This window comes from Microcoleus sp. Z1_A1 (genome assembly GCF_036700305.1).
Classification (GTDB): Bacteria; Cyanobacteriota; Cyanobacteriia; order Cyanobacteriales; family Microcoleaceae; genus Microcoleus.
Genome location: NZ_JAUBOR010000054.1, coordinates 19,857 through 31,805 on the forward strand (window position 1 = coordinate 19,857; position 11,949 = coordinate 31,805).

An 11,949-nucleotide genomic window follows, 5' to 3' on the forward strand; every position below is an offset into this window, starting at 1 on the left:
GGGTTTAAAAGTTAAGAGCGAGCCGCAATCATTCCGGTTTGGCGCGCGTAGTCAAACAACCCTCCGGCATCTATTACTGGCCCTACTTCTCCTAACGGCTTGAGCGAGAAAGTTCGATCGAGAGTGTGGTTGACAATTACCTCTGCTGTAAAGTCGATCGTCACTTCTTGGCCCGTTACAAACAAGTCGCAAAGCCGCTCGACTGATTCGATCGGGTACAATTCGCCAGTAGCCGAGCAATTGCGAAAGAAAATGCGCGCGTAAGACAAAGCTACCACCGCTGTGACACCTGCAGCCCCCAGAGCGATCGGAGCGTGCTCCCGCGAAGAACCGCAGCCAAAATTTTCGCCCGCTATGATAATCGGATACCGGGTTTTCTGTTCGCCGGATTCGATAAACTTACCATAGCGATCGGGCAACCCAATCATCGCGTAACTGCCTAGTTTCTCGTACTCATCCGGCTTCGAGGGAACCAGGGTCAGGTATTCGGCAGGGATAATTTGATCTGTATCGATGTTGTCGTCTACAACAAAAATTTGACCGCTAATTACTTTACCCATAGTTTATTTCCTGTTAGCCTCGCTCGATGCTGTGGTGATAATTTTAAGTGGATCGGTATGCAAGATTTGCATCTGTTCATTTTAACCTGGCAGTGTCAGTGATAACCTGTATGAATAAAAATTAGATCCGAGACTTTGGGTTAACAATTAACAGTTGCTAAGCGTCAACATAGTTTTATGGCAAATCCAATAGATGACATTGCTCGACAAGCTCGCGAGGGCTCGGTTGCATCGATTATTCAAATCCTTAATGACGAACTGGCACAGGTAGGGGTCAGGGCCCGAGCTGTGTTTGCAGACGGGGTGTTGCAACTGCTGTGCGAAGCTGCAACGCCCCAATTGCTCGAAGAGTCTAGTTTGGTCGATCGAGTCCGAGCAATTTTGGAACGCATTTCGCCCCACAATATTCGCCGAGTCAACATCAACAGCCGGCTTGTCCGAGAACACCAACTGCTGTGGCTGGAAGAAATTAGCCGCGATCCCGAAAATCAACTGTTGTGGTCTCAAGAAATTAAACTCCGAAAGCCGAATTTGTTCAAGCGTTTAGCCACAGCCCATCACGAACGACAAGCTGTGGGAGGCAAGCGGGCTTTGCCAAGAATGGCTATACCTCGATCGATGCAGCAACCGCAACAATTTCAGCGCGGTATCGTCGGCGGCATCAGCTTGAGCGTGCTGTTGCTCGCTGCAGCGGCCGCCATCTACAAAGGACTTAATTCCCAAGTGCCAAACACTAAACAAGCCAGCACCCAAGCAGTTGCCAGTGCTCCTCCCTCGGAGGCAAAACCTGCTGTGAAAATTTCTAAGGAGACTGTTAATTCTGCTGGTGACTCTTTTGCACAAGCAGTGCGAGTAGCCGAACAAGCAGCCACCGAGGGCAAAACCGCTCAATCTCGCGAGGATTGGTTAGTCGTAGCTGCTAAGTGGCAGCAAGCTTCCGATTTGATGGCAGCCGTGCCTTCCAAACATCCCCGCTACACCACAGCTCAGAACCGGACGGCACTTTATCGCCAAAATAGCGATAAAGCCCAACAGGAAGCACAAAATAAATAAATTTAACAAGAGAGTTCGCCGCGCTGCTCTAGGTGTTGTGAAAAATGAGTTTTTGAGTCAAAACTCGGAAACTCTCAGCCGGCGTTATGAGTGATAATTTGGGGATTTTGAATTTTTGCGATCGGCGTTACTAGATCGGCGGATTTGTATCACAATAAAAATTTGCTAGTATCACAAACTTAAATAGGAAACATCACACAGTGAGAAGATGGGTGTCACTAAGCGGTCTCTAGAAAAGATTCATACTACTAATAACCGTCAATCGATTTTAGATTTTAGATTTTAGATTTTAGAGGCGACCCCACAGATCAATTCGGGGGCAAGTTTCATCGGATACAGGTTTTTGATTTTTGGACGGATGAATCACGTGGCGGGTATCCTGGATGCGAGGGGGTCAAAATTAGGGGAATGGGATTGATAATCATCCGGTCAAGGATGGCAAAGTTCATCCCGTACAGATCCAAGCGTAGAAAACAGGAAAATAGAACTCGGTCATATCTGGGTATATTTTTACATATCGAGTCACCCGCCGATCGGCTCCACAAACACAGAAAGCAGACTCATAATGGTTAAGCCGACAGTTATGGAGAGGTTCTATATTTGTTGCAGCGGTAGTCGGCTTAAACATCTTAGAATAAAGGCTTGGTTGCCATGATCGATCGCCAGAGAAATCAAGACTTTACTTTGATCGACAGATCGCCGTCAGAGTCTTGCACATTGCATTTACCGCAAATCGCAGAATCAGTCTCAGTCCCAAAATTTCTGGATCGTCTTATGCAGTACCAGGTCGATCCTGCCCTTCTCGGGCGACAAATTTGCCAAATTCTCGCCACCAGCTTTGATCGAGAACTCCTGCTGCTGCAAATAGCCAATACTTTGGGGGCTGCATGGCGGGCAGATTTCTGTTTGGTTACTGCTGTGGTTGACCAGAAAGTAGTACATCCGAACGCTTACTGGCAAAATTGGAGCAATCTCCCTTATGTTGCGGATGTTGCCGATTCGACTCAAACACCGGAACACCCCCAAACTACAGGATTAAAACCGCCTAGCATATCACTCGAACATCCCGCTTGGGCAAACGTCCTAGCAAACGGAGAGATAGTGGTGATATCCGACTATCTTGATATTCCGGCAGCTTCATCGCCCAATTCCCCTGCGACTCCGCTGCCTTTTCGGGCAATTTTGGCAGGGCCTGCGCGATTTGGAGGGACTGTAAATGGCATGATAATTGTTGGTAAGTCGCAACCTTACGAGTGGTCGGTAGCCGATCAGCAGCGCCTGGAAGCAGCATCAGATGCGATCGGCAGCGCGATTTCTCACATTCAAAAAACTCAAGAAATTGCCAGCTTAAACGAACAGTTACAGCGACAAGCTAAATACAAAAATCTACTCAGGTTAGTTGCTGTCTCGCTCGGCACCAATTCAGAAGTCGATCGAATATTGCAGCAAGTTATTCAAAATACCGTCGATACCATGGAAGTAGATAGAGGCCAAATCCTCCTATTGAAATATACAGATCCTCTATTTACAACTCGCTCCCCCAATCAAACTCCCAAAGCGAAAGTCGAATTAGTTTGCGAATCGGTTGTAAAAAAAGATCCAAATAAACAGGCAATAACACAAAGCGCAGTCGAAAAAAAAAGCTCAACATCCAGAAGAAAAAACAAGGATAAAACTGCTAAGTCCCCATCCAAAATCCCCAACTCAAAACCAAATAACTATCCAGGTTTTTGGCTGTCAGAATCTAATTTGTGCCACCAAGCATTCCACAGTGCGCCCCGACCCCTAGCCCTCGCTGATGCAGGCGAATTAATCGCCAAAGAACAAGAAGTAGCCACAGAAATTTTGAAACTCCAAGGCATTCGCGGCTTGCTGCTGGTTCCCATCACGGGCGGTAGCTGCCACGAAACAGTTTTGGGTTTCTTGGTTTTGCAGCACTCGAAGCCGCGCACTTGGAACCCGGAAGAACTAGAAGTTCTCGAATCAGTCAGCGCTCAAGCGAGCAAGATGATGATCCAAACTCAAACGCTTAAGGAATTGCAAACCGTAGTCTTAGACAGAAACGCTCAGTTGCAGCAAAGTCTCGACGTGCAGGGGAAACTGTACGAACAATCTGCCAATCAGCTAGAGCAAATGCGGAAATTGAAGGTGGTTAAAGACGAGTTTCTCAGCACTCTGAGTCACGAGTTGCGTACCCCTTTAACAATCATGAAGCTGGCGATTCTGATGCTCAAACAAGCTGAACAGCCGTCAGCGAATCGGACTAAGTATCTCGACATTCTAGAACAGCAGTGTTCTAAGGAAACTGCTCTGGTTAACGATTTGCTGGCCCTCAAGCAGTTTGAGCCTCAGCAAGTCCCAATTTCTCTAATCAAAATCGATCTCAACCGTTTATTTCAAGATTTAGTTAGGGATTTTGAAAAACAGTGGGCGGATAAGCAATTGACTCTTAAGGTGGATTTGCCCAAATTGACCCCTTGCTGGGAAACTGACCCGGACATTCTCAATCGGGTACTGCTGGAACTGCTGACGAATGCTGGAAAATACTCTGCTTCTGGAACGGCGGTAGTTTTGGAAGTGTCTGAGGCAGTCGGTTATATTGTCCTGAGCCTTTCTAATTTCGGGCGTGGCATTTCTGCGGCTGATTTGCCCCACATCTTTGAGAAGTTCCGCCGTGGCACTGGCATTACTGACCAAGCTATCGCCGGTACGGGTTTGGGGCTGGCTCTGGTAAAGTGTTTAGTGCAGCACTTGAATGGTACTATTGATGTATCTAGCTGTCCGGCAGAAAGTTTAGAAGCTGACAATTTGTGGCGCACATCTTTTACTCTGACTCTGCCGCTATTTGCAGCGGAACTCTGTAATGTAGAAGAATAGTTCGGTTGAGAAGCTGCTCTTAATTGGCCGCGAACAGGCGAAACGACAAGACTTGCCAGAAGAGGGAGATTTGGAAATGTTGTAAACACTACCAAGTCCTCTGTTTTGAATTGTTTGTTTGGTTGCTGTCTAAATTGCCGGTTCTCGATTGCTGATTTTACCCAGGACTGATATTATGTCTGGTTATTGGGCAGTAATTAGCGCGTGTTTTTAGTGAGTACGACTGTCCTCTATTTATTAATTAATCAGGACTGGCATTACTTACTATGAACTTAATTATAATTGTATAGCCGGAGATGATACAGCACTTTCCAGGTAAGTGAAGTACAGAGAAACCGGGTTTCTTGAATAAAACCGGTTTCTGGCGAGAAATCCAGAAGAAACCCGGTTTCTGGGGTGTACTTTATAAACCTGGAATCCGCTGTATTACGCAGTATAGACCAAAGAAACTGAGTTTTTTAACTGTTTCAAAGGCCTGCAACCCGTCTTTTCGTACAAGCCGGTTTCTGCGTCCTGGATTGTCCCTAAAAATTGTCACGGTGCATGGAATTCGATCGCCAATATTATGCTCACAAAAGCTGCACCTAAAACCCTGCGTTGGCAACGTTCTAAATATTCGCCACTGGCACGGCAAATAGACATTTTTGCAGCGGCGGGAAAGTTTATGTTTTTTTTGTGGTGGGACGCACTGCTGCAAAATAATTCGCCTCAAACTAGAAGAATTCGCGCTCATTGGTTGGTCAATACTTTGCTGAATTTAGGCCCGACTTTTATTAAAATCGGGCAGTCTCTCTCGACTCGCGCAGATTTGCTGCCGCTTGAGTATGTCAAGGAACTCGAACAGTTGCAAGATCGGGTTCCTCAGTTTAGTTCCGAAGAGGCGATCGCTCTTGTAGAATCAGAGTTAGGCAAGGATATTTATGCTTTGTACCGCGATTTTGACCCGTCGCCACTGGCTGCTGCGAGTCTGGGACAGGTACACAAAGCAAGGCTGCACACCGGGGAAGATGTGATTGTAAAGGTGCAGCGTCCCGGTTTGGAAAGTTTATTTGATTTGGATGTCAAGGCGGTGCGCCAAGTGATGCGTTTTTGCGATCGCTATTTGCCTGGGACGCGCAAGTACGACCTAGAATCTATTTATCACGAGTTTTTTAAGATTTTATATCAAGAAATTGACTACCTGCAAGAAGGTAAAAATTCCGATCGCTTTAGCCAAAATTTTCGAGAATATCCTCAGATTATTGTCCCCAAAGTCTACTGGCAATACACTACTAAAAAAGTGCTAACTCTAGAATACGCACCAGGGATTAAGGTGGACGACCGCATTAGTTTAGAGGCGATTGGAGTCGATATTGTGAAGCTCAATCAACTTGGAATTTGCTGTTATTTGAAACAGTTGTTAATTGACGGTTTTTTTCAAGCTGACCCCCATCCGGGAAATTTGGCGGTGACAGAAGATGGTAGCTTGATTTTTTACGATTTTGGGATGATGGCGGAGGTGAAGTCTCTGGCTAAAGACCAAATGGTCAAAACGTTTTTTGCTGTGATGAGAAAGGATACTGACGAGGTACTCAATACTTTAATTACGATCGGCTTAGTTGAGCGGATGCCGGATATGATGCCGGTACGCAGGTTGATTGCTTTTCTGTTGGATAAGTTTATTGATAAGCCGATCGACTTTCAAGCTTTTAATGAAATTAAGAACGAACTTTACATCATGTTTGAGCAGCAACCGTTTCGCTTGCCTGCAGAAATGATGTTTATTGTCAAGTCCGTGACGACTCTCGACGGCATTGCTAGAACTCTCGACCCTGACTACAATTTCCTAGCATCCGCTCAGCCTTTTGTCAAGAGTATTGCGGTGAGCAAGGGGCGGGGAAATGCGATCGGAGAATTGGCAAGGCAAGCGCGAAGTTTTATTACATATAAGTTACGACAGCCGAGCAAATCGCAAGTTTATCTCAACCGTTTGGAGCAGCGAATTGAAGAGGGCGAACTGCAAATTAGAGTGCGAAATCTAGAGAGCGAAAGAGCCTTGAAACGCATTAATTTAGCCCTGAAAACTCTAATTTTCGCTTGTTTGACTGGTTTTGTCTTTTTGTCGGGTGCAGTGCTGCTAGTGGGCGGATATCAAACGGGGGCGATCTCCGCTTTTGCGGTTTCGGGATTCGGTGGTTTGTTTGTGTTGCGCTCGTTGTTAGACTTGTTGGTTAAGGAAAAGCTCGATCGAATAGTCGAGCGATAAATATACTGGGTAATTGGGAATTGCGATCGTAAGCTGCTACGCATTTAAATTGAATCCCGATCCGAGCTCTCCAGCCCGTTCTACAATAGCAGACGATCGGCTGAGGTTGGTACTGCCAACTAAGGATCGCGAATTAAATAATTTACACTCTTGAAAGTGGGATGGGCGTCCCGCCCGTCCAGAAAGGGCGGGCGGGACGCCCATCCCACAAGAACCATCACGCATTCTAAGTTATTTAATTCTCATTCTTAAACTTGTTAAAATAATTTGCGACTTTAGGTAGGGGCAGATTCTCAAAACACGAAGTTATACTCCTAACATATATTAAACGCGATCGCCCGCCCCTACAAAAAATGTACGCCCAAACATTGCTAAAACCAGACGGCCGCCCACTCACACTGTACAGCCGCTACCCAATCCCAAAAGGTATCGCGGCCGTAAGTCCCAGCAATGAACCCGTAGAGGCAAACCCGCACTTTCGGTGGCATCCTTTGCGGGGGGAATGGGTAGCATACGCCAGCCACCGTCAGGGAAGAACTTTCATGCCGCCGCCGGAATACAACCCGCTGGCTGCTACAATTAACCCTAAGTTTCCGACAGAATTGCCGCCGGGAGATTACGATGTAGCAGTGTTTGACAACCGCTTTCCCTCGCTGACTTTGCAAGCAAAAAACGCACCTGCAAATATTGTCGAAACTTTGCCAGCCAAAGGCATTTGCGAAGTCGTGGTTTTCACTCAAGATCCGCTGGCTTCCCTCGGTTCTTTGGAGTTATCTCATTTGGAATTATTGTTAGAAGTATGGGCAGATCGCACTTCAGTTATTGGCAGCAATTCCGAAATTCAATACGTCTTGCCCTTTGAAAATCGCGGCGTCGAAGTCGGAGTAACTTTGCACCATCCCCACGGTCAAATTTACGCTTATCCGTTCGTGCCACCGGTGCCGGCACGGATGTTAGAATGTCAATCGGTTTACTATCAAAAAAACAGTAGCGGTTTGCTGCAAGATTTGATTCAAAAAGAGATTTCCGACAACCAGCGAATTATTTATTTAGACGAAGAGGCGATCGCCTTTGTCCCCGCTTGTGCCCGCTACCCTTACGAAGTGTGGATTGCGCCCATAACTCCCGCTGCTACATTTGTCGATTTGACCCAAAAACAGCGTCAATCACTGGCTAAAGCCTTAAAAACAGTCACCCTCAAATACGACGGTTTGTGGCATCGCCCCTTCCCTTATTTGATGGCTTGGTTTCAAGGGCCCACAGACGGGGAACCCCATCCAGAAGCGCATTTGCACGCCCAATTTTATCCGCCCTATCGATCGAGCGATCGGCTAAAATACCTAGCAGGAACCGAACTCGCCGCCGGAATGTTTGCAAACGACGCTTTACCCGAAGAAAAAGCTAAAGAATTGCAAGCAGTATCTATCGATTTTAGATTTTAGATTTTAGATTTTAGAGATTGTAGATTTTAGATTTAGCAAATGTTAACTAAAATCAGTGATTTTCTTCCTTCTTCCTTCTTCCTTCTTTCTTATTTCATATATGATAAACTCATTCAACAAAGAAGTCGATTTAAAACTCGAATTCATCCGCAAAGCCTTAACCGAAACAAAAGCGATCGCCCTTCGCTTGCGCGGTACAGACTGGTTTGCCTGGGCCACAGCCGGCGGTTCTCATACAGTATTGCTAACCGCAGAAACCGGAGTGGCAGAACTTTTAATTACCGCCGAAACAGCTTGGGTTCTCACCGATGAAATCGAAGCTCAACGCTTGCAGGACGAGGAATTGCCAGCCAACTTTCAAATGCACATCTATCCTTGGGCAGATGTTGCACAGCGCGAAGCTTTTGTCAAACAAATTACTGGTGGCGGTAACGTGATGAGCGATCGGCCAACTTCCCAAGAAATGCCAATAATCGCATCTTTACAGTCTCGCAAACAGACAATGATGTCAAGCGAATTAGAGCGATACCGGCGAGTCGGGCGTTTAGCCAGCGAAGCGATGACAGAGGTACTTTCCGCCGCCAAACCCACATGGACAGAATATCAGCTAGCGGGAGCCGGTGCAGAGGCATTGTGGGCGAGAGGTTTGCATCCAGCACTTACCTTAGTTGCTGGAGAAAGGCGTTTGCCGCTGTACCGCCACGCCACAGCAACCGCCGAACAAATTGGACGACAAGCAATGTTAGTATTTTGCGCCAGGGGAGGGGGTTTGTATGCAAATTTAACAAGATTTGTCTGTTTCGATTTTCTTGGGGAAAAGCATTCAGAGTTGCACCGAAAAGTTAGAGAAATTGAAGCAGCGGCGCTAAATTTGTGTCGGCCTGGAGTAACGCTGAATGCGGTTTACGATACGCTTAAAACTGCTTACGAAGAGCACGGATATCCTCAAGCAATTGCGGAACACCATCAAGGCGGAACTACGGGATATTTGGCGCGCGAAATTGTGGCGAATCCGGCTACTTCAGATATTTTGGCAGAAAATATGGCTGTGGCTTGGAATCCGAGTTTGTCGGGAGCAAAAATTGAGGATACGTTTTTAATTCACAGCGATGGAACGTTGGAAAATTTGACTTTTGATCCGAATTGGCCGAGTGTAGAAGTAGCGGGAAGGTTGCGGCCAGTACCGCTGGAAATATGGGACGATCGACCTTAGTCAATCTCAAGCAGTACCGAGCGATGACAAACGCGCTGCAAACTTTTAGATGGAATTTATCTGGCGGCTTCTGTCATTTGGCTTAATTTAGTTAATCGGTAGGGTGTGTCGTTCCTTCATATTTGATAAATATGGCAGATTGACGGGTGGCGACGCACCAAACAGCAGGCGATCGCTCTTCTTGTGTTTACCACATATACATGGAATATGCTGTATGATTTTTGCCCTTGACTTAGTTAAGCAAAAACGCTGCTACATAAAGGTTTCCAGGAGTTGTAGTCATGTAAAAGATTTTTCAAAACCGGGAAAGTCTCACTCCGTATTGGTTTTAATCGGAACGATAGCAGCAGGCGACGGAACTTCCCCTCTCTCTACCCCACAGCCCTGTCTTTTAGTCGGCAGTTTCTAATTCCTCTAATTCTTGCGTAGACTGCCATCCAGCTTGCCAGAGCGATCGGTCTTTGAGCTGTGCGGCGTTCAGCCAAAAACGCACATTTGGATCGCAAGCCGCCACCATTTCTGCAAATACCCATTTACCTTCGTTTTTTCGGTTGACCACTTGAAAGTGTCGCCACCCCCAAGTTTTTTGGTGTGAAGTCCATCGGGAACCAACTAAATAAGGAAATTTTTGTTTTTTGCTCACAGTATTTTTGTGGAAAAATATATTAGAAAGCAAGTGAATTGTAATATAGCCATCCTAAATCCTTTGTGTCATTCTTGTAGGGGCAAACCCCCCGTGGTTGCCCCATGAGGCCAGGGTAGGCAAAGAAAGGTACTATCCCCTACATCTTGGTACGACTCCTGCAAGGATTGCTATAACTCGTTCTGTTTGATGATATTAATTCCCTATCAAAAGTCGTCCAATCCTCTCCCCCTCTCCCCTTCTCTCCCTCCCATCTCGAACATACCAAATAATATAGAGCCACTGCTGCTTACACGAGAGTTCACATAAACTCTATCTACAAGTAGATGCGTTTATTGTAACTTGCAACAGTTTCGCATCTGGTTCAAAAGTAAGGGCAGTTCAATGACTGCCCCTGTAATTAGTTATACCTATTGAATAGGATAATTTTTCAGGCGATCCACAAATAGCCTATTTATCCAATACCAGCTACATCGTGAATCTCAAATCTAAAAGCAAATAACCCAGGTTATAGTTGTGCAGAATAATCCTTTCTGTGAAACTTACTCAAATCTACTTTTAGAGCAGGTTTGACGTTCACTTCCTGCTTCTACCAAGGCGGTCGGCCGCTTCTTGTCCACAGGCGTGTTTTCGAGCCCAACTTTCCCTACAAACATTTTTTCAATCTTCATCGTGTTTCATTGATCCTGTACAGCTCAATAAAAACGCACTTTTAGGTAAGATTGACTAATTTCTTTGATTCTGTCGCTACCTCTTGATTACTTCCCTGTTAAGGCTTTTGGCCTGATAAGTCCAGAGGAAGTTGGGGAAGTCGGAGGCGAACCGCATTTGTTTGCAGCCAGAGAGTAATAGCGTGCTTCCGTTGCGGAGTCACGTACTCTCCTGGTCGGATCACGCCAGCACAGACGCCGATGTTTTTAATAAGGGTTTCTCGCTCCGATGAACTTGCACCCTGTAGCAACCTGACTTGGGCTTTGATAAAATCCACGTTCATAGCTGAAAGTAAAAGTAAGTAAAGAACTCAGTTAAATAGCGATGCTTTGATTCCGATTGTAACTCTAAAACCACTTGGTATGAATCAAATTGATTCAACATCCCCAGGATGGGGATCGGCGCGTCTAGAGCTAGCCAACTTTATTTACTTTATCTGTTTTTGCTAGCAAAAGTGTCACTATGCTAGCAGTTTTGGCAGAATTCTTTATAGTTAAGAACTGTTACAAATTTGGCTCGATTTCCACAATACGGCAGAGTTTAGTGCTAACGCTACTTTCCTGACCTCAAAAAGTTCAGCCTTGTCTCCAACTCCTTGCCTTCCTAGGTTTTAGACTCCCCGATTGGGAAGCGATCGCTCCGGGAACATTCCTATTCGATCGCCCCTCTTAACACCCGGACACCGCCACATCACCCTATTGATTTAGCTCGTCCTGTAGACTTGGCTGTGGACTATAACTTTAGGCATACGTGTTGTTACCGGGGCTACAATAAGCGAGCAAGTTTTTATTCTTGTTTCTCAAGGAAATATTTTTTAGATTTTCTTGCCAAGCCCTTATTTGTGTTAATTAAGGCAGCTTTGTCATCTCCGGGCAAACGAAGACTCGCAGCTTGCGAATCCAGATATTTTTTGCTGTGTGGCGGTGAATCTGTTTCCTGAATTCCTTGGGGGCGATCGCACGTCCGCGAGAATTCTCAGTAACGGCTCATTTTGTATAATTCATAACAGATAGGTCACTGTTCATAATTTAAAAACAGTACAATTTTAAACAGTCTTCCATCCGTCGATCGCTCCTAATAGTCTACCAAAATCGATAAAGAAATTAACTGTGCATAGCCGAGTTTTTATCAGGGTAAGAGCATCTCAATTAGGCTTGACACAAGGACTCAGAAGAATCTAATGTAGGGTCAAGAAAACAAGAAAA

At 45.8% G+C, this 11,949-nt stretch carries 8 protein-coding genes; 5 read left to right on the forward strand and 3 right to left on the reverse strand.

What is annotated here, in order from left to right; all coding sequences use genetic code 11:
• Nucleotides 1-11 precede the first annotated feature (11 nt).
• On the reverse strand, nucleotides 12-560 hold the full coding sequence (locus QT973_RS23830; protein ID WP_333042404.1) for a LeuD/DmdB family oxidoreductase small subunit: 549 nt from the start codon (nucleotides 558-560) through the stop codon (nucleotides 12-14).
• Between the two features lie 177 nt (nucleotides 561-737).
• Between QT973_RS23830 and QT973_RS23835 the strand changes: the two genes are divergently transcribed.
• The 5 genes from QT973_RS23835 (at nucleotide 738) to QT973_RS23855 (ending at nucleotide 9,390) form a co-directional block, all read left to right on the forward strand.
• On the forward strand, nucleotides 738-1,613 hold the full coding sequence (locus tag QT973_RS23835) for a hypothetical protein (RefSeq protein WP_333057675.1): 876 nt from the start codon (nucleotides 738-740) through the stop codon (nucleotides 1,611-1,613).
• A 774-nt stretch (nucleotides 1,614-2,387) separates the two neighbouring features.
• A complete protein-coding gene (locus QT973_RS23840; RefSeq protein ID WP_333211786.1) occupies nucleotides 2,388-4,490 on the forward strand; it encodes an ATP-binding protein in 2,103 nt (700 codons plus the stop codon).
• 565 nt (nucleotides 4,491-5,055) lie between these two features.
• Nucleotides 5,056-6,735 carry an AarF/ABC1/UbiB kinase family protein gene (locus QT973_RS23845; RefSeq protein ID WP_333211784.1) on the forward strand — a complete coding sequence of 560 codons (1,680 nt, stop codon included), beginning with the start codon at nucleotides 5,056-5,058 and terminating at the stop codon, nucleotides 6,733-6,735.
• A gap of 353 nt (nucleotides 6,736-7,088) precedes the next feature.
• Nucleotides 7,089-8,177: a galactose-1-phosphate uridylyltransferase gene (gene galT, locus QT973_RS23850; RefSeq protein ID WP_333057678.1), complete on the forward strand. Its 1,089-nt coding sequence runs from the start codon at nucleotides 7,089-7,091 to the stop codon at nucleotides 8,175-8,177.
• Between the two features lie 100 nt (nucleotides 8,178-8,277).
• Nucleotides 8,278-9,390, forward strand: coding sequence for a M24 family metallopeptidase (locus QT973_RS23855; protein WP_333263394.1), 1,113 nt, complete (start codon nucleotides 8,278-8,280; stop codon nucleotides 9,388-9,390).
• Between the two features lie 391 nt (nucleotides 9,391-9,781).
• Here QT973_RS23855 and QT973_RS23860 read toward each other — a convergent pair whose 3' ends face one another.
• On the reverse strand, nucleotides 9,782-10,033 hold the full coding sequence (locus QT973_RS23860) for a TIGR02450 family Trp-rich protein (protein ID WP_242725377.1): 252 nt from the start codon (nucleotides 10,031-10,033) through the stop codon (nucleotides 9,782-9,784).
• 769 nt (nucleotides 10,034-10,802) lie between these two features.
• A complete protein-coding gene (locus QT973_RS23865) occupies nucleotides 10,803-11,027 on the reverse strand; it encodes a hypothetical protein (RefSeq protein ID WP_006635912.1) in 225 nt (74 codons plus the stop codon).
• Nucleotides 11,028-11,949: the final 922 nt, after the last annotated feature.

Coding starts and splice junctions, on each gene's coding strand:
- QT973_RS23845 (WP_333211784.1), top strand. CDS start 5,056: ATGCTCACAAAAGCTGCACCTAAAACCCTGCGTTGGCAACGTTCTAAA.
- QT973_RS23855 (WP_333263394.1), top strand. CDS start 8,278: ATGATAAACTCATTCAACAAAGAAGTCGATTTAAAACTCGAATTCATC.
- QT973_RS23835 (WP_333057675.1), top strand. CDS start 738: ATGGCAAATCCAATAGATGACATTGCTCGACAAGCTCGCGAGGGCTCG.
- QT973_RS23830 (WP_333042404.1), bottom strand. CDS start 560: ATGGGTAAAGTAATTAGCGGTCAAATTTTTGTTGTAGACGACAACATC.
- galT (WP_333057678.1), top strand. CDS start 7,089: ATGTACGCCCAAACATTGCTAAAACCAGACGGCCGCCCACTCACACTG.
- QT973_RS23840 (WP_333211786.1), top strand. CDS start 2,388: ATGCAGTACCAGGTCGATCCTGCCCTTCTCGGGCGACAAATTTGCCAA.
- QT973_RS23865 (WP_006635912.1), bottom strand. CDS start 11,027: ATGAACGTGGATTTTATCAAAGCCCAAGTCAGGTTGCTACAGGGTGCA.